This is a genomic window from Pseudoxanthomonas sp. GW835-FHT14C01 (assembly GCF_058793715.1).
The window spans coordinates 443,412-461,276 of record NZ_JBXAGB010000002.1; the positions used below are offsets into that span (position 1 = coordinate 443,412).

Below are 17,865 nucleotides of genomic sequence, written 5' to 3' on the forward strand. Positions count from 1 at the left end.
AATCGGCGGATTCCGCCCCCTGAGCTTCCCCATGGCCTGCCGTACCCGCTTCGCCCCCAGTCCCACCGGCTACCTGCACATCGGCGGCGCCCGCACGGCGCTGTACTGCTGGCTGGAAGCGCGCCATCGCGGCGGGGACTTCATCCTGCGCATCGAGGACACCGACAGGGAGCGCAGCACGCAGGCGGCGATCGATGCGATCCTCGATACGATGGACTGGCTGGGCCTGGGCTATGACGAAGGCCCGATCTACCAGACCCAGCGCATCGACCGTTACCGCGAGGTCGCCGAGCAACTGGTCGCGGCCGGCAAGGCGTACTACGCCTACGAGACGCGCGAGGAGCTGGACGCCATGCGCGAGGCCGCGATGGCGAAACAGGAGAAGCCGCGCTACAACGGCGCCGCGCGCGAGCAGAACCTGCCGCATCGCGACGATCCGAACCGCGTGATCCGCTTCAAGAATCCGCTCGATGGCGTGGTCGCCTTCGACGACCTGATCAAGGGCCGCATCGAGATCGCCAACAGCGAGCTCGACGACATGGTGATCTTCCGTCCGGACGGCTACCCGACCTACAACTTCGCGGTGGTGGTCGACGACTGGGACATGGGCATCACCGAGGTGATCCGGGGCGACGACCACATCAACAACACGCCGCGCCAGATCAACATCTACGAAGCGCTGGGCGCGCCGGTGCCGAAGTTCGCGCACATGCCGATGATCCTGGACGAGGAGGGCGCCAAACTGTCCAAGCGCACCGGTGCGGCCGATGTGATGCAGTACAGGGACGCCGGCTACCTGCCGCATGCGCTGATCAACTATCTGGCGCGGCTGGGCTGGTCGCATGGCGACCAGGAACTGTTCTCGCGGCAGGAATTGATCGACCTGTTCGACGTGAAGGACGTGAACTCCAAGGCCGCACGCCTGGACATGGCCAAGCTGGGCTGGGTGAACCAGCACTACCTGAAGACCGATGCGCCGGCGGATATCGCGCCGCATCTGGTCTACCAGCTCGAGAAGCTGGGGGTCGACCTTGCTGCCGGCCCGGCACCGGCCGACGTGGTGGTCGCGCTGCGCGATCGCGTGCAGACGCTGAAGGACATGGCCGAGAAGGCGCGGGTCTGGTACCAGCCGCTCACGGTGTACGACGATGCCGCGGTGGCCAAGCATCTGGGAGCGGCGGCCCAGGCCCCGCTCGCCAAGGCCCGCGAGTGCCTGGCGGCGATGGCGGAGTGGAGCGCGGAGAACGTATCCGTGGCGTTGCACGAAGCGGCTGCGGCGCTCGAACTCGGCATGGGCAAGGTGGCGCAGCCGCTGCGCGTGGCGATCACCGGCACCCAGGTCAGCCCCGACATTTCGCAGACCGTCTACCTGGCCGGTCGCGACGAAGCCTTGAAACGCATCGATGCCGCACTCATCAAGAGTGGTACGTCCGCCTGACTCCGGATCGCCCATGCCGAACATCCACGCCTGCACCGACCCGCACCATCACGTCCACGATGCCCAGGCATTCGTGGCGGCGGTGGAGCATGCGTGCCAGGAGCGTGGCCTTCGGCTGACGCCGATCCGCGCGCGCGTGCTGCAGCTGATCGCCGAAGCCGGCAAGCCGGTGAAGGCCTACGAGTTGCTGGAATGGGTACGCGCGACCAAGGGCGTCGGTGCCGATGCGCCGCCGACGGTGTATCGCGCGCTGGACTTCCTGATGGCCAACGGCTTCGTGCACAAGCTCGAGTCGGTCAACGCCTTCGTCGCTTGCCATCACCCCAACAGCGCCCAGCACTCGGTGCCGTTCCTCATCTGCGACCGCTGCCACAGCGCGGTGGAACTTGAAGATCGCGAGGTCGTGGCCGCACTCGACGCGCGGGCGAAGGCGCTGGGCTTCCAGCCCCAGGCGCAGACGCTGGAAGTGCATGGGCTGTGCGCGCGGTGCGCGGCGGCGTAGGGCGTTGACAGGTGTGGGAGCGACGGAAGTCGCGATGACGCATCGCGGTGATCCATCGCGACTTCCGTCGCTCCCACAGCAGGTTCTATCAGGCCGCTGCCGGCAACGCCTTCGGCGAGCGTTCGCGGATGGGAAGGTTCGCAACAGCCGCGATCAATGCCAGCCCCATGTCGAGATACCACATCCACGTGTAGTCGCCGGAGCGTTCCAGTGCCAGGCCACCGAGCCAGGCGCCGAAGAAGCCGCCGATCTGGTGCGACAACAATGTCAGGCCAAACAGCGTGCCCAGGTAGCGCGGGCCGAACAGCTTGCCGACCAGGCCGGCCGTCGGCGGCACGGTCGCCAGCCACGTGAAGCCCAGTGCCGCCGCGAAGATGTAGAACGTCAACGGCGTCGGCGGCGCCATCAGGTAGAGCGCGATCATCACCGCGCGACTGGCGTACATCACCGCGAGGATCCACTTCATGCGCACACGTTGACCGAGGGCGCCGGCCACCAGGCTGCCGGCCACGTTGAACAGGCCGATCAGCGCGATCGATACCGCCGACACGCTTGGCGACAGCCCGCACAACGCGATTTCGCCGGGCAGGTGCGTCACCAGGAAGGCGATGTGCACGCCGCAGGTGAAAAAGCCGAGATGCAACATCCAATAGCTGCGATCGCGCAATGCGATGGCGATCTGCTGCTTGAGCGTGATGTCGCCGATCGCGGTGGCCGTGGTGGCTGCCGTCGCTGGCGCGGCCTTCCGTCGCAGCGGAAACGCCAACGGTATCGCAAGCAATGACGCGACCGCCAGCGTGTACATCGCGGTGGCCCAGCCGGCGAACGCGATGACCGCCTGCACCAGCGGCGCGAACACGAACTGCCCCAGCGAGCCGCCCGCGTTGATGAAACCAGCGGCGAACGAACGCTTCTCCGGCGCGAGCTGCTGCGCGGTGGCGCCTATCAGGATGGAGAAGCTGCCGGCACCCGCGCCAGCCGCCGTCAACAGGCCCAAGGTGAACATCAGACCCCAGGGCGACGTCAGATGCGGGGTCAGCGCGAGCCCGAGCGCCAGCAGGATGCCGCCCAGCACCAGGATGCCGGTGGAGCCCCGCTTGTCGGCGATGGCGCCGAACAGAGGCTGCACGGCGCCCCAGGTGAACTGGCCGATCGCCAGCGCGAAGCTGATCGCTGCGATGCCGATGCCGGTGTCCTGATGGATCGGCGCCACGAACAGTCCCGTGGTCTGGCGCGCGCCCATGGTGATCATCAGCATGGCGGCCGCTGCCAGCAGCAGTCCCCAGTGCATGCGCGGCGCAGGCTTCGCGACATGGGCGCTCATGCGGCCTCTCCCAGGCGCTGACGCAGCAGATCGTCCAGATGGTCCAGATCGCCATGCAGCCGCTGGATGCCGGCCTCGCCCAGCATCGCGTCGATGACGTCCTGCGCGCGCCGCCAGCAGGGTTTCGCGGCGGCGAGTCGATCGTGGCCCGCCTGGGTGACACCGATCATGCGCTGGCGCGCATCGCGGCCTCGTACCGTTTCCACCAGGCCAGCGTCGACCAGCGGCGACAGGTTGCGGGTAAGCGTGGTGCGGTCCATGCCCAACTCATCCGCCAAGCCGCCAAGGGCGCGCGGCTCGCGCGCGCTGCGGCGCAGGATCGAATACTGGTTGAGGCTCAGGCCGACGGCGGCGAGCTCGTGATCGTAGACCTGCGTCATCCGGCGGCTGGCGCGGCGAAGGCGGAAGCAGGTGCACAGGCTGCCGGGTGCGGCAGCAGCGAGTGGGGCGGGCATGGGAAATCCGCGGACAGGGTGATCGACCTAATTATGTGTATATGCACATAATGACTGTCAAGAAGGGCGGCTGCCATGCCGGCCAGCCGCCCGGGGGAGGAGCTCAGTGAGGGATCAGAAGTACGCGCGGATGCCGAACGCCACGCCGCGGCCTGGCAACGGCGCGTAATCGCGCAGCAGCGAGGTGTGCGGCCGGGCTTCCTCGTCGGTCAGGTTGCTGCCGTCCAGGAAGACTTCCCAGCTCGATGCCGTGCGATCCCATCGATACGCCACGTGCGCGTCGACCAGCGTGTAGCCGTCGCTCGGGGCTTCGTTCTGCGCCAGATCGTCCTGCCTGCTGTAGCGCACCGCGCCCAGCGATGCGCGCCACCCGCCCAGCGACCAGCCGAGGTCGGCGCCCACGCGCATCGGCGAGATGCGGGGCAGGTAGCCCCCCTGTGCGATATCGACTTCGTAGCCGTGCGTGTGGTCGCCGTGCGGCACCTCGAAGTCGACCGTGCGCACGCCACTGCCATCGAGCTTCGCGCGCACGTAGTCGCCGTACACGCGCAGGTCCCACGCACCGGCCGCCGTGTCGGCGAGCTGGATCCTGGCTTCGGCCTCCGCACCGGTGAAGGTGGCGTCGTCCTGGGTCCACAGACGCACCGGATAACCTTCTTCTTCCACGCCGGTATCGGTGAGGTAGATGAAATCCTTGAACTTCGTCTGGTACACCGCCAGCTTCAGGTCCACGCGATCGGTGTGCCAGTGCGCGCCGATTTCCGCACGCACGCCCTTCTCGGTATCGAGCGCGGCGTTGCCGATCTCGATCGATTGCGTGGCCACGTGCGTGCCGCCGGCGAACAGTTCCTCGTTGGTCGGCGCGCGCTCGGAGCGGTCCAGTCCGAAGCGCAGGTCGAAACCGTCGCTCAAGCGCCAGATGGCGGCGGCCGACAGGTTGAGCGCATCGAAATCGGTGGACGCACGATCCTCCGGCTTCAGCTTGACCTGGTCGTAGCGGCCACCGAGTTCCAGCTTCCACGGACCGAAATCCTTCTGCTGCAACACGAACAGGCCCAGCGTGTCGGTGATCGTGGACGGCACGAACGCTTCGGCGCCGACGGCGGTGAAGTCGGTGCTGCCGACCTGCACGCCGAAAGCACCGCGCCAGCCATTCCAGGCCTTCTGCACGGCTTCCAGGCGCGCCTCGTAACCTTCGTTGGTGAAGCGCGTGCCGATCTCGTCGCCTTCCAGTTCGACGTGCTCGTAATCGTTCCACGCGGCGCGCAGGTTGATGCTTTCCAGGAAGGAGACCGGGTTGTACATGCCGGTCTTCATGTCCAAGCGGTTCTGCACCATGTCGATGCGCACGGGGCCTTCTTCGTGCTCCTCGTGATCGTGGTCTTCTTCTCCGTCATGGTCGTGATCGTGGTCGTCCTCGCCATGCACGTGCGCGCCGGCGGGGATGCCGTAGTTGCTGCGGTAGGTGCTGGCGGCCAAGCCGAAGTAGCCGCGGTCGCCCAGGTAGGTGGCACCGACCGCCCCTGCCCTGGTCCTGACCGAGCTGTTGGGCAGCGTGCCATGGGGCTGCGGTTCTTCTTCGTGCTCCTCGCCTTCCTCATGGTCGTGCAGGATGGCGACGCCGGGGATGTCGTAGTCGTCCGTATCGCGCACCAGGCCATCGACATGCAGCACCCAGTTCCCGTTCACGCCATCGAGGCGGAACATGCCGGTGCGTTCGTCGTTGACGGTGTTGCCGCGCACTTCGGCACGGCCGCTCAACGGCTGGTCGGGAAGGGATTCGGCCAGCCGGCCATCCACCACGTTGACCGCGCCGCCGATGGCACCGCTGCCGAACAGCAGGGTGGCCGGCCCTTTCAGAACCTCGATCTGGTCGGCGAGGAAGGGCTCGATGCTGACGGCGTGGTCGGCGCTGACCGTGGAGGCGTCCATCGAGCCGATGCCGCCCGACAGCACCTGCACGCGCGGGCCTTCCTGGCCGCGGATGATTGGACGGCCGACGCCGGTACCGAAATAGGTGGTCTGCACGCCCGGCAGCTTGGCGACGGTTTCACCGAGGGTGCCGGCCTTGGCCTTGTCCAGGTCCTCGCCGTACAGCACGTCCACCGGCGTCGCCACGGATTCGGCATTGCCCTTCAAAGGCGAGGCTGTCACCACCACCGCATCGAGGTCCTTGGCGTTCGCCTCGCCGCTGGTGTCGGCAAAGGCGGCGGGGGAGGCGAGCACCAGGGCAAGGGCGGTGGCGAGCAGGTGGGGGGCGGGGCGAGGGGATGGCATGGGTACGGGATCACTCATGTGGGGGTAACGAATGATGTTATATTATAGCAATAGTGACAATATAACCCTCCCGGAAGTCATACTTGCCTCCCATGAAGCGTTCCCTCCGCCATTTCCTCGATCGCCTCGGTGCCGCTGGATCCCTGATCTGCGCCGTGCACTGCGCGATCGTGCCACTGCTTTTGGCGCTCGCGCCTTCCCTGGGGCTGTCGCTCTGGCTGGGCGAAAGTCTGGAGGAGGTCTTCGTGGTATTCGTGACGGTGCTCGGTGCCTTCAGCCTGGTATGGGGCTACCGCCGCCATCGTGTTTTCCGGGCGCTGGGCATGCTGCTGGTGGGTCTGGCGGCGTTGTGGATCGGTGTCCTCTATCCGCCGCTGCATGCGTCGGTCGTGCCGCATGCCATCGTGATGACGGTCGGCGGCATGCTGGTCGGATTGGCCCACCTGCTGAATCTGCGCCTGAATCACTGGCATATCCACGACGCCAGCTGCGCGCACTGACCCCGTCGCCAGGCAGGACAGGAGCCTGCAAGGCCCTCCTGTGATAGGCTTTGCGGCCTCGCGAGCAGCCCCGGTCCGGTGGTCACCGCGCAACTGCCCGGAGCCGGGCGGACCAATTCATTGAATCAGGAGAACAACGATGGGCAAGGGTGATCGTAAGACGGCCAAGGGCAAGCGCTATTCGTCGAGCTATGGCAATGCGCGCAAGCGCACCGTCGCCAAGGCCGGCATCGCCGCTACCGCCACCGCCAAGAAGTCGGTCGTGAAGGCGCCGGCGAAGAAGGCCGTGGCCAAGAAGGCCGTCGCCAAGGCGTAAGCCGTTCCGCGCCGGCACGCCCGGCGGCGACACCGAACCCCGGCCCTGGCCGGGGTTCTGTCTTTCTAGGCCGCCGTGACCACGCGGCCGCCGGCATGCACCGCCGACACCAGATCGCCGCCCAGCCAGTACGCAAGCTGCGCAGGCTGGCCAATGCGCCAGCGCACGAAGTCCGCGCGCTGCCCGGCGACCAGGCGTCCCCGATCCGGCAGTCCCAGCGCCTGCGCCGCATGCACCGTGGCACCGCGCAGGGCTTCTTCCGGGGTCAGGCGGAAGTGCGTGCAGGCCAGCGACATCGCCAGACGCAGCGATTGCAGCGGCGAGGTGCCGGGATTGCAGTCGGTCGCCACCGCCATCGGTACGCCCTGCGTCCGGAAAGCGTCGAGCGGCGGCAGCGTCGTCTCGCGCAGCACATGGAAGGCGCCCGGCAGCAGCACCGCGACGCTGCCTGCCCGCTTCATCGCGGCCACGCCGGCGTCCGAGGTGTACTCGACATGGTCGGCAGACAGCCCGTCGAAGCCGGCCACCAACGCCGCACCGCCGCCATCGCTGAGCTGGTCCGCGTGCAGCTTCACCGGCAGCCCGAGCGAGCGGGCGGTCTCGAACACGCGCTGTGTCTGCGCGGCGGTGAAACCGATGCGCTCGCAGAACGCATCCACCGCATCGACCAGGCCCTCCGACTGCAGGACCGGCAGCCATTCGCAGACGGCCGCGATGTAGTCATCCGCGCGTCCGGCATATTCCGGCGGCAGCGCATGGGCGCCGAGGAAGGTCGTTCGCACCGTGATGCCGAGCAGGTCCCCGATCCGGCGCGCCACGCGCAGCATCTTGCGTTCGTTGTCGAGGTCCAGCCCATAGCCGGACTTGATCTCCAGCGTGGTCACGCCGTCGTCGCGCAAGGCGCGCGCACGCGGCAGCGACTGCGCGAGCAGGTCGTCCTCGCTGGCGAGCCGGGTGGCGCGCACGGTCGAGACGATGCCACCACCGGCGCGTGCGATGTCCTCGTAGCTCGCGCCCTGCAGGCGCTGCTCGAACTCGCCCGCGCGGTCGCCGCCGAACACGACGTGCGTGTGGCAGTCGATCAGGCCCGGTGTGATCCAGTCGCCCCGTGCGTCCACGACATCGCTCGCCAACGTTTCGGGTGATGCCGGCAAGGCGGCGCGTGGGCCGACGAACGCCAGTACGCCGTCGCGCCAGCCCAGTGCGCCATCCTCGATCACGCCATAGCCGGCTTCGCCGGCCAGGGTGGCGAGGCGTGCGTTCACCAGCACGCCGTCCCAACGCAGGTCCATCGTGTCAGTCGCCACCGCCGCCTCCATCGCAACCACCGCCGCTGTCCACGCCGCAGCCCGCATCGCTGTCGTGACCGCCACTCCCTTCGCCGCCGCCCGTACCGCCATCGGCCGACCGTGCGTTCTTCTTCTGCGCGCGCACCGCGATGGCGACCAACGTCAATGAAACGGCCACGGCGAACAGCGCGATGGCGATCGCGACGAAGGGTTTGAACGACGCGTCCATGGAGGTGTCTTGGCGGTGGCGACGCGGTAGCCTAACGCACCCCTGTCGCCGGCCGTAAGCACCGCCATGTCGAATCCCGATTCCACCGCAGTCCCGGTCATCGCTGTCGACGATGGCTGGCGCGTGCCGGGCATCGCCAACCTGCACTCGCACGCCTTCCAGCGCGCGATGGCCGGGCTGGCGGAACGGCAGACGCATCCCGAAGACAGTTTCTGGACGTGGCGCGAGATCATGTACCGCTTCGCCGCACGCATGGATCCGGACAGTACCTATGCGGTGGCGACGCAGCTCTATGCGGAAATGCTGGAGGCCGGCTACACGACGGTCTGCGAGTTCCATTACGTGCACCATCGGCCGGACGGCACGCCGTACGCCGATCCGGCCGCCATGTCGAAGGCGCTGATCGCCGCCGCGCACGACACCGGCATCCGCATGACCCTGCTGCCGGTGCTGTACATGACGGGGGGATTCGACGGGCGCGCACTGTCCGCGCGCCAGCAGCGTTTCGGCCATGGCGTCGAGGATTTCCTCCGCCTGATCGACGGCCTGCGCGCGCTGCCGCATGACCGATTGCGTATCGGCTGCGCCTTCCACAGCCTGCGTGCCGTGCCGGAGGCCGCCATGCGCGAGGTACTCGCCGCGCTGGCGGCCGATATGCCGGTTCATATCCATATCGCCGAACAGGTCGGCGAAGTGCAGGACTGCCTGGCCGTGCGCAACGCGCGGCCGGTCGAATGGTTGCTGCGCGAGTTCTCGGTCGACCACCGCTGGACGCTGGTGCACGCCACCCATCTGACGCGCGAAGAGACGCAGGGCATCGCCGATCGTGGTGCGACGGTGGCGATCTGCCCGACCACCGAAGCCAATCTCGGCGACGGCCTGTTCCCCCTGCGCGATTACCTGCAGGCCAGCGGGCGCTGGGGCATCGGATCGGATTCGCATGTCTCGGTGTCGCCGGTGGAGGAACTGCGCTGGCTGGAGTACGGCCAACGCCTGGCCACGCGCCATCGCAACATCGCGGTGAATCCGCACTCGCCGAGCGTCGGCGACACCCTGTTGCGCGGCGTGCTGGACAGCGCGGCGGACGCCACGGGCTTCGGCGATACCCGGGAAGACGGTGTGCTGCTGGATGCGGAGGCGCCGGCGCTTGCGGGCGCGACGGCCGACGATGTGGTGGATCGCTGGCTGTTCGCCGGCAACCGGCCGCTGGTGAAACAGGTGCGCGTGGCCGGCCGCGAGGTCGTCGTCGACGGGCGGCATGTGGACCGCGACCGCATCGCGCACCGCTATGGCGAGACGCTCCGGCGGCTGCTGCATGACTGAGCCGTACGGCCGATGAGATCTCGGGGCCGAGGGCCATCGGCCGGATCGGGGGTTCCGTCGCGGACAGGCGCGGGTCCATCCGATGTCCGCATGGCGGCGGGGAGCGCAGGGCAGCATGGTCGCCATCCCCTCAGGAGGTTCCCCATGCCTTACGCGCACACCCTCGCCCTGACGCTGGCGCTCGCCAGCGGCTCCGTCCACGCGATGAGCGACGCCGCGCTCGGCGATATCGTCGGCCAACGCCTGACAGGCGACCGCACCGGCGCGTGCATGGCGGTCGCCGTGGTCGAGAACGGGACCGTCGCCCGGACGTTCCAGTGCGCCGATGCCGAGGATGCCGCCCGCGTCGGGCCCGATAGCGCCTTCGAGATCGGCTCGGTCAGCAAGACGATGACCGCGGCGTTGCTGGCCGACCTGATCGTGCAGGGCAAGGGCTCGCTCGACGATCCGCTGTCGGCGTGGCTGCCGCCGGGCACCAGGGTGCCCGACTACCAAGGGAAACCCATCCTGCTGCGCCATGTCGTGACCCACACGACCGGCCTGCCCGCATTGCCCTCGCGCATGGGCGCGCCGGACATGGCGGACCCGTACGCGAAGCTGGATGCAGCCGCGTTGCTCGCTTCCCTCGGCGACGTCACGCTGACCACGGCGCCGGGCACCACGTTCGAATACTCCAATTTCGCTTCGATGGTGCTGTCCTACGCGGTCGCGCGCCGTGCCGGCACGGACATGGAGACGCTGTTGAAGCGGCGCCTGTTCGCACCCCTCGGCATGCAGCATGCGTACATCAATGCCGCACCGGAGGGTGTGCGCGCGGCCGTGGGGCATACGCCGAATGCGCGGCCGACCTCGGCCTGGCATTTCCAGACCGATCTCGCGGGCGTGGGCGGTGTACGCGCCACCCTCGACGACATGGTGCGCTACGTCCAGGGGCAGCTTGCGGCAGAGGCCAGCGCCATCGCGCCCGCGCTGGAGCGATCGCAGCAAAGAGTGTCCGATACGCCGCCGATGGCGATGAACTGGATGCTGATGCCGGTGGCCGGCCGCACCGTGCACCTGCATGAGGGCGGCACCGGCGGCTTTTCGTCGTTCGTGGCGTTCGACAAGGAAAAGCAGCGCGGGGTGGTCATCCTGTCCGATACGACCTGGAATTCGATCGGCAGCCTGGGGTCGCTGGGCCTGCACCTGGTCGACCCCAGCTTCCCGCTCGGCGAGCCGCGCGTCGAGGTCAAGCCCGATGCCGTGCTGCTCGATGCACTGGCCGGCGACTACGTACTGGCCAGCGGCATGAAGATGACGTTGCGCCGCCAAGGAGACGCCCTGGAGGTGGAGCCCGCAGGGCAGGGCGCGTACCCGATGGGTTACGACAGCGCCGGTGATTTCTATCCGCGCGACTTCGACGCGGTGTTGCGGCCGCAACGGGGCGCGAGCGGCTACACCTTCATCTGGATGCAGATGGGCGCCGCGTTGCCGGCAACGCGCGTCGACAATGCGGCCGCCAGGCCGGCTTTCACCGTCGAGCCCGCCACGTTGCGCGACTACGAAGGCGAGTACCCGCTGGTGCCGGGCTTCGGTCTCACAGTGAAGGCGCAGGGCGATGCGCTGACCGTGCAGGGCACCGGCCAGCCGGCGTTGCCGGTGCAGGCGGTGGAGCGCGACGTGTTCGTGATGGAGGCCGTGGGCGCGGAGATCCGCTTCGAGCGCGATGCCGCGGGCCGGGTCGTCGCCGTGACGCTGAAACAGGCGGGCCAGACCTTGCGGGGCGAGCGGAAGTGACCACGCGTCAGGACTATCTGCTGACGCAGCCCCTGCCCGCCGACGTGCTGGTGGGGGGGACTTCGGTGCTGAGCCGCTATCGCCGGTATCCGGTGTTCGGCTTGCGCTGGTTGTGGGGGCGCAGCGTGCTGTTCTGCTCCATCATCGCCGTGGTCGCCGCTTTCATCGGCACGGGCACGGGCGTTGCGGTGCACGACGCCGGTGTCGCCGTGAAGGTGGCGGCCACGCAGTTCGTCGCCTTCAGCCTGATGGCCATGCTGGGACCGGCGTTGGCCACCGCCGTGCGCCATCGCCGCTGGCCGGTGTCGCGCGAGCGCAAGGCGGTGGTGGTGGCCGTGCTGCTGGGCATGGTCCTGAGCTTCTTCATCGACCGCGTGGCATCGGCCTACATCCAGCAACTGGTGGCGCCCGGCCTGGCCTCGATCGGTCTGAAGCCCGCCATGCCCGCGCCCGCGCCGGTGGTCCAGGCCATCGGCCTGGCGCTCAACCTGACGGGCCTGGTGTTCGTCTACGGTCTGTTCGGCGGCGGACTCGCGCTGCGTGCGTACTTCAGCGAACGGCGCCGCTGGGACGATCACCAACACGCGCGCGAACTGAGCGCGCTGGAAGACCGCGTACACGACGCGGACCTGCGCCTGGGCGTGCTGCAGGCGCAGGTGGAACCGCACTTCCTGTTCAACACGCTGGCGTCGGTGCGCGCGCTGGTGCGCCAGGATCCGGCGCAGGCGGAAGCGACACTGGATGCGCTGGTCGACTTCCTGCGCGCCACGATTCCCAAGCTCCGCGATGATCGCGGCCTGCACGCGACGCTGGGCCAGCAGCTCGATCTCTGCGCGAGCTACCTGGCGCTGATGCAGGTGCGCATGGGGGGACGCCTGGCCTATGCAGTCCAGGCGGACGCGGCGCTGCGTCCGCTGGCGTTTCCCCCGTCGCTGCTGATCACGCTGGTGGAGAACGCCATCAAGCACGGTATCGAACCACGCCCCGGGGCAGGGCGCATCGACGTGATCGCCGAGCGGGTCGATGACCGGCTGCGCATCCGCGTCATCGACGACGGCGCCGGCCTGCAACCGGGACTCAGCACCGGTGTGGGCCTGGCGAACGTCCGCGAACAGCTGGCGGCGCGCTACGGGACGCGGGCGTCGTTCTCGTTGACGGCACGCACGGATGCGCGTGGCGTTTGCGCCGAGATCCAGGTGCCGATAGGGTCGCCCGCATGAATCCGGTCACCGCCCTGATCGCCGAAGACGAAGCCCCGCAGCGGCGCGCGCTGCTGCAGCAGTTGCGTGCGGCGTGGCCGGAGCTGGACGTCGTGGCGGTCTGCGAGGACGGCGTGTCCGCGCTGGAAGCCGCCATGCAGCACCGCCCGCAGGTCGCCTTCCTCGATATCCGCATGCCGGGCGTCAGCGGGCTGGACGTGGCGCGTCAGGTCGTCGCGCAGGGTGGTCTGGTCGTCTTCACCACGGCCTACGAGGACTACGCGATCCGCGCCTTCGAGGCCGGTGCCGCCGATTATCTGTTGAAGCCGGTGCAGGACGCGCGCCTCGAGCAGGCGGTGGCACGCGTGCGGGAACGGCTCGCCGACGCGCGCGCCCCAGACCTGCGCACGCTGATCGACGATCTGGAGGCGCGCCTGCGCCCGCAGGGCGACCGGCTGATCCGCTGGATCACCGCCAGTGTCGGCGACAGCGTGCGCATGATCGCCGTCGACGACGTGTTGTTCTTCCAGGCGCAGGACAAGTACGTGCGCGTGGTCACCGCTGGCGACGAGGCGATCATCCGCATGCCGTTGAAGGAGCTGCTGGGTGGGCTGGATCCGGACGTGTTCTGGCAGGTCCATCGCGGCGTGCTGGTGCGGGTGCAGGCGATCGACCGCGTGCGCAAGGACGAACTCGGCCGCCACCAGCTCAGCATCAAGGGACGCGACGACGTGCTGCCGGTCAGCGCCGCGTTCCAGCAACGTTTCCGCGGCATGTAATCGCGTCAGCCGAACAGGTCGTCCGCTTTCGGCAACGCGCCTTCGAGCTCCAGCAGGAACTGCTTGGTCGGCAGACCGCCGCCGAAACCGGTCAGCGACCCGTCCGCGCCGATCACGCGGTGGCACGGCAGCACGATCGGCAACGGATTGCGTCCGTTCGCCGCGCCGACCGCCCGCATCGCGGTCGGCTTGCCGACGCGATGCGCCAGTTGCGCGTAGCTGATCGTTTCGCCGTAGCCGATGCCGGCCAGCGTCATCCACACCGTGCGCTGGAAATCGGTGCCGCGCGGCGCCAGCGGCAGGTCGAACCCGCGCCGCTTCGTCGCGAAATACTCGCTCAACTGTCGCGCGGCCAGAGCGATCAGTGCGTGATCGCCCTCGGTCCAGCCCTCCCGGTCGGCAGGATGCCGGTTGCGCGGGAATTCGATCGCGTGCAGGCCGGCATCGGTGGCGGCGATGGTGAGCGTGCCGACGGGGCTGTCGAGGTGGCGGAAAAGGATCATGGTGGGAGCAGGGTAGGGGAATCGTTTGTAGGAGCGACGTGAGTCGCGACCGCATGAATGAAGCGTCCTTGCATGCTGGAAGATCCCGGTCGCGACTTACGTCGCGCCTACAGGTGGCATCGCCTTCGGCGCCGGCATACTGCCTTTCCACACATGGATCACCGCATAGGCGCGCCACGGTCGCCACGCTTCCGCCCGCGCTGTCAGCGCCTTCGCGGTCATGCGCGCGCCATCGGTCGGCACGGCCTTCTGCAGCACCAGGTCGTCGGCGGGGAAGGCATCCGGATGGCCGAGTGCGCGCAACGCCATGTAATGCGCGGTCCACGGTCCGATGCCGGGCAGCGCGACCCAGCGCGAGGTGAAATCTTCCAGCGTCCGCTCGGGGTTGAAGTCGACGCGGCCCTCGAGCAAGGCGCGCGACAGGCCGCGGATCGTGTCGGCGCGCGCGCGGGTCAGGCCGATGTCGGTCAGGTCGACATCGACCAGCCGGTCCGGCGTCGGGAACAGGTGCGTCAATCCTTCCGGTCCGATGCCCAGCGGCGTGCCATGCCATTGCGCCAGCCGTGCGGTCAGCGTGCGCGCGGCCGCCACGCTGACCTGCTGGCCGATCACCGCACGCACCGCGATCTCGAAGCCGTCCCAGCCGCTCGGCAGGCGCAGGCCGGGACGTGCGTCCAGCAGCGGGCGCAGGCGCGCATCGTCGCCGAGCGCCTGTGCGATGACGAGCGGATCCGCGTCCAGGTCGAACATGCGACGCAGGCAATGCACGATGCCCAGCAACGCCGCCGGCGCCGCGCCCTGCAGTTCGAGCCTGAGCGCATGCGCGTCGGCACCCCACGCACTGACGCGCAGCCAGCCGGGCGCTTCGGCGGTGCCGATCGCGCGCAGGTAGCTGCGCTCATCCACGACTTCCACGCCGGGCAACGCGCGCCCGCGCAGGAAGTCGAGCATCGCGGTGAAGTCGTACGGCGGCCGGTAGCCCAGCCGCAGCGTCACCACGTCTCGAGCCGGTGGCATGTCGCGCTTGCGCAGCTCGCGCGGCGCCATGCGGTACTCCTCCCGGAACGCGGTGTTGAAGCGGGTCAGGCTGCCGAAGCCGGCCGCGAGTGCGACCTGGGTGATCGGCAGCGTGGTTTCGGTCAGCAACTGCTTGGCGAACAACAACCGGCGCGTGCCATGCACGTCGTTCGGCGTCGCACCCAGGCGCTCGCTGAAGAGGCGGCGCAGCTGGCGCTCGCCCAGACCGACCTTCTCCGCCAGGTCCGCCAGCGGCGCATCGACCAGCGCACCCTGGTCGATCATCTTCAATGCGCGGGCGACGACATCGTCGCCGCGTCGCCACGCACCGTCGCCCGGCGCGAGTTCGGGCCGACAGCGCAGGCAGGGGCGGAAGCCTGCGGCTTCGGCCGCCGCCGCATGGCGGTAATAGACGATGTTCGCCGGCTTCGGCGCGGGGGCCGGGCAGACCGGCCGGCAATAGATGCGGGTGCTGGTGACGGCGGTGAAGAACAGACCGTCGAAGCGCGCGTCGCGGCTCAGCCGCGCCTGTTCGCAGATGCGCGGATCGGGCAGGGCGGTGGCATCCGGCGTGGGCATGTGCGCAGGCTAGCACCGGCCCCGCGAACGGACTCCCCGTTTCCGGACATCAATGCGCGACGTCCGTCCGCGGCGTCAGCACCGGGGTGAACACGTCCGTCGAGCCGTCGTTGTGCGCCGGTGCGATTCCCAGCAGCTTCGCCAGCAACGGATAGACGTCGACGTTGTCGAAGGCGGGTAGCGTGGCGCCGTGCCGGAAGCTCGGACCGGCGGCCACGAACACCGCGCGCATCGACGGCAGCGCGTTGTCGTAGCCATGCGAGCCGCGGTTCAGGCGATCCTTCGGCACCCGCGCCAGCTGTTCGGCAGGCAGTCCGTTCCATCCCTCGTCGAACTGGCAGACGATCGCCGGCACGCGAGGATGCGTGCCGTAGTGCCAGCGCGACGGCAGATCCTGCTTGCGCCAGCACGCGTAGTGGTCGTGGCGCCCGAGCAGACGCTGGGCGGTGGAGGCTTCGTGGCCCGCGCGCGGGTTGAAGCCGATCACCTGGCCGGTACTCACCGCGTCGGCCTGATCGATCGTGGCCATGTCCTCGATGGCGATGTACTGGTCCGGGCGCACCGGCGCCATGCCGTGGTCGGAGACCACCACGACGTCGGTCGACGCCGTCAGCCCGCGTGCGTCCAGTGCCTGCACGATGCGCCCGATGGCGGCATCCACTTCGCGGATCGCGGCCAGCGTCTCCGGCGCCTCCGGACCTTTTTCGTGGCCGACGTTGTCGACGCGCTCGATGTACAGCGCCGCCAGATGCGGACGCGTGGCCGCGGGTTCGGTCATCCAGGCCGCCACCTGCTCGGCGCGCGCGGCGGAATCGATTTCCGGGGAGTAGGGCACCCAGCGCGTGGGGCGGAGGCCGTCGATGGCCGCGGCGTTGCCCGGCCAGGCCCAGACGGCGGTGCGCAGTCCGGCTTTGCCGGCGGTGTTCCAGATCGGTTCGCCCTGCCACCAGCGCGCATCCGCGCCTGCGGCCTTGTCGGCCACCTTGAAGCCGCCGACGGTCTCGTCGCGCATGCTGTTGTGGATGATGCCGTGGCGGTCCGGCCGCAGCCCGGTGACCAGGGTGAAGTGGTTGGGGAACGTCAGCACCGGGTAGGACGGGTTCATCCATTCGGCACGCACGCCCTCGCGCGCGAGCGCATCGAGGACGGGGGTGTTGCCGCGGCCCAGGGCGCTGGCCGGCAGGCCGTCGACGGAGATCAGGACGACGCTGTGCGGTTCGATCAGCGTCGGGTAAGCCGGGCGGGGGGCGGGAGGGGTGGTACAGCCGGCCGCCCCCATCAGGGCGGCCAGCACCGTCACCCTGACCAATGGCAGGCGCATGCGGTACGGACAGAAGCTGAAATCGCGTACAGCTTGGCAGACTCCGGGAACATTCGCATGACACGGGCCCTCCGACGTTCGTTGCTCTGCTGCCTCGCATGGGCGGTCGCGCCCCTCCACGCGGATGCCTCAGGGCCGGCGCAGGCCGCCGAATGCGCGGTCTGGCAGCGTGAACGGAGCTTCGCGCGCTCGGTCGCCGAGCACGACGCCACCGCCTTCGCCGAGCACCTGCATGCGGATGCCGCGTTCGGGGTCAGCGGTACGCCGACGCGGGGACGCGACGCGATCACCCGCGAATGGGCCGGCCTGATCGATGGCTCGGCGCTGGTCCTGCGCTGGTATCCGGTCGTGGTGACGCTGGGCGGCGATGGCCGCACTGCCTATTCCAGCGGCCCGGCGCTGTACGAGGATCCGAAGACCGGCGCCACGCGGCTCGGCCGTTTCGGCTCGGTCTGGCAGCGGGACGATGACGGCATCTGGCGCGTGCTGTTCGACGACGGCATCCAGCCGCAGCCGGCCGATGCCGCCGCCGTGCAGCGCTTCCGCGAGGGCGAGCGCGTCGCCTGTCCCGGCGCCTGAGGCCGGCCTAAACGCGGGACGCCGCCGCGACGCCAAGCGGCGGCAGGAGGCGTATCTTGAAGTCACATTCACGCCCGGGAACCGCCCATGAAACGCCTTCCCCTGATGCTCGCCCTGGTCGTCAGCCTGGCTGCCGCGGCCGCGCAGGCGCAGACCCCCGTCGAGCAGACCCCCGCCCCCGCACCGGCGTCCACAGCGCAGGCGGCGCAGACGGTTGCCGATGAGCAGACCCCCGCAGCCGCCAGCGACAGGAAGCGCCTCTCCGACGAAAATTGCCTGCGCCAGACCGGCAGCCGCATCACCCAGCGCGACGGCAAGCCGCGCTGTACCGGCCAGCCGGGTCGCGTGTACTCCAAGGACGATATCGACCGCACCGGCCATACCAATCTGGCGGATGCGCTGCGCGCGCTCGATCCCGCGCTGAACTGACGTCATTTGGCGGCGGCGAACCGTTTCCCG

The 17,865-nt window shown here is 69.0% G+C and carries 18 protein-coding genes; 10 read left to right on the plus strand and 8 right to left on the minus strand.

All coding sequences use genetic code 11. The features are described 5' to 3' along the window. Positions 1-31: 31 nt before the first annotated feature. The gene (gene gltX / locus AC1Q5B_RS08710; protein WP_492631293.1) at positions 32-1,438 is read left to right on the plus strand and encodes a glutamate--tRNA ligase; all 1,407 of its coding nucleotides are present in this window, start codon (positions 32-34) and stop codon (positions 1,436-1,438) included. A 13-nt stretch (positions 1,439-1,451) separates the two neighbouring features. Next, entirely contained in the window at positions 1,452-1,940 is a 489-nt protein-coding gene (locus AC1Q5B_RS08715) for a transcriptional repressor (RefSeq protein WP_492631294.1), read from the plus strand. A gap of 88 nt (positions 1,941-2,028) precedes the next feature. Here AC1Q5B_RS08715 and AC1Q5B_RS08720 read toward each other — a convergent pair whose 3' ends face one another. From AC1Q5B_RS08720 to AC1Q5B_RS08730, 3 genes are all read right to left on the minus strand, one after another. Beyond that, complete coding sequence (locus tag AC1Q5B_RS08720; RefSeq protein ID WP_492631295.1) at positions 2,029-3,264, minus strand: MFS transporter; 1,236 nt, start codon at positions 3,262-3,264, stop codon at positions 2,029-2,031. Further along, positions 3,261-3,719: a MarR family winged helix-turn-helix transcriptional regulator gene (locus AC1Q5B_RS08725; protein WP_492631296.1), complete on the minus strand. Its 459-nt coding sequence runs from the start codon at positions 3,717-3,719 to the stop codon at positions 3,261-3,263. Before AC1Q5B_RS08725 ends, AC1Q5B_RS08720 begins: the two co-directional genes overlap by 4 nt. A gap of 114 nt (positions 3,720-3,833) precedes the next feature. Then, positions 3,834-5,996, minus strand: coding sequence for a TonB-dependent receptor (locus AC1Q5B_RS08730; RefSeq protein ID WP_492631297.1), 2,163 nt, complete (start codon positions 5,994-5,996; stop codon positions 3,834-3,836). Between the two features lie 92 nt (positions 5,997-6,088). On the opposite strand from AC1Q5B_RS08730, the gene AC1Q5B_RS08735 reads away from it, so the two are divergent. Both AC1Q5B_RS08735 and AC1Q5B_RS08740 read left to right on the plus strand, forming a co-directional pair. After that, positions 6,089-6,496: a MerC domain-containing protein gene (locus tag AC1Q5B_RS08735; protein WP_492631298.1), complete on the plus strand. Its 408-nt coding sequence runs from the start codon at positions 6,089-6,091 to the stop codon at positions 6,494-6,496. A gap of 139 nt (positions 6,497-6,635) precedes the next feature. Then, positions 6,636-6,812, plus strand: a complete 177-nt coding sequence (locus AC1Q5B_RS08740; RefSeq protein ID WP_162339004.1) for a 30S ribosomal protein THX — start codon at positions 6,636-6,638, stop codon at positions 6,810-6,812. Between the two features lie 65 nt (positions 6,813-6,877). Here the strand turns inward: AC1Q5B_RS08740 and hutI are convergent, their stop codons facing one another. Beyond that, entirely contained in the window at positions 6,878-8,104 is a 1,227-nt protein-coding gene (hutI, locus tag AC1Q5B_RS08745) for an imidazolonepropionase (RefSeq protein WP_492632068.1), read from the minus strand. Positions 8,105-8,108: 4 nt separating this feature from the next. Further along, a complete protein-coding gene (locus AC1Q5B_RS08750; RefSeq protein ID WP_492631299.1) occupies positions 8,109-8,330 on the minus strand; it encodes a hypothetical protein in 222 nt (73 codons plus the stop codon). Positions 8,331-8,396: 66 nt separating this feature from the next. On the opposite strand from AC1Q5B_RS08750, the gene AC1Q5B_RS08755 reads away from it, so the two are divergent. The 4 genes from AC1Q5B_RS08755 to AC1Q5B_RS08770 all read left to right on the plus strand — a co-directional run bounded on the left by AC1Q5B_RS08755 (position 8,397) and on the right by AC1Q5B_RS08770 (position 13,407). Continuing rightward, entirely contained in the window at positions 8,397-9,653 is a 1,257-nt protein-coding gene (locus tag AC1Q5B_RS08755; RefSeq protein ID WP_492631300.1) for a formimidoylglutamate deiminase, read from the plus strand. Between the two features lie 144 nt (positions 9,654-9,797). Then, a complete protein-coding gene (locus AC1Q5B_RS08760; protein WP_492631301.1) occupies positions 9,798-11,429 on the plus strand; it encodes a serine hydrolase in 1,632 nt (543 codons plus the stop codon). Next, positions 11,426-12,649: a sensor histidine kinase gene (locus AC1Q5B_RS08765; protein WP_492631302.1), complete on the plus strand. Its 1,224-nt coding sequence runs from the start codon at positions 11,426-11,428 to the stop codon at positions 12,647-12,649. Before AC1Q5B_RS08760 ends, AC1Q5B_RS08765 begins: the two co-directional genes overlap by 4 nt. Next, positions 12,646-13,407, plus strand: coding sequence for a LytR/AlgR family response regulator transcription factor (locus tag AC1Q5B_RS08770; protein WP_492631303.1), 762 nt, complete (start codon positions 12,646-12,648; stop codon positions 13,405-13,407). Before AC1Q5B_RS08765 ends, AC1Q5B_RS08770 begins: the two co-directional genes overlap by 4 nt. A gap of 5 nt (positions 13,408-13,412) precedes the next feature. Here AC1Q5B_RS08770 and AC1Q5B_RS08775 read toward each other — a convergent pair whose 3' ends face one another. The 3 genes from AC1Q5B_RS08775 to AC1Q5B_RS08785 all read right to left on the minus strand — a co-directional run bounded on the left by AC1Q5B_RS08775 (position 13,413) and on the right by AC1Q5B_RS08785 (position 16,827). Continuing rightward, positions 13,413-13,910 (minus strand): methylated-DNA--[protein]-cysteine S-methyltransferase, encoded by a 498-nt coding sequence (locus AC1Q5B_RS08775; RefSeq protein WP_492631304.1) that lies wholly within the window; start codon positions 13,908-13,910, stop codon positions 13,413-13,415. 96 nt (positions 13,911-14,006) lie between these two features. Continuing rightward, positions 14,007-15,506 (minus strand): AlkA N-terminal domain-containing protein, encoded by a 1,500-nt coding sequence (locus AC1Q5B_RS08780; protein WP_492631305.1) that lies wholly within the window; start codon positions 15,504-15,506, stop codon positions 14,007-14,009. Between the two features lie 49 nt (positions 15,507-15,555). Further along, positions 15,556-16,827, minus strand: coding sequence for an alkaline phosphatase family protein (locus AC1Q5B_RS08785; RefSeq protein ID WP_492631306.1), 1,272 nt, complete (start codon positions 16,825-16,827; stop codon positions 15,556-15,558). 57 nt (positions 16,828-16,884) lie between these two features. On the opposite strand from AC1Q5B_RS08785, the gene AC1Q5B_RS08790 reads away from it, so the two are divergent. Next, a complete protein-coding gene (locus tag AC1Q5B_RS08790) occupies positions 16,885-17,406 on the plus strand; it encodes a YybH family protein (RefSeq protein WP_492631307.1) in 522 nt (173 codons plus the stop codon). Between the two features lie 87 nt (positions 17,407-17,493). After that, on the plus strand, positions 17,494-17,835 hold the full coding sequence (locus AC1Q5B_RS08795; RefSeq protein ID WP_492631308.1) for a hypothetical protein: 342 nt from the start codon (positions 17,494-17,496) through the stop codon (positions 17,833-17,835). Positions 17,836-17,865: the final 30 nt, after the last annotated feature.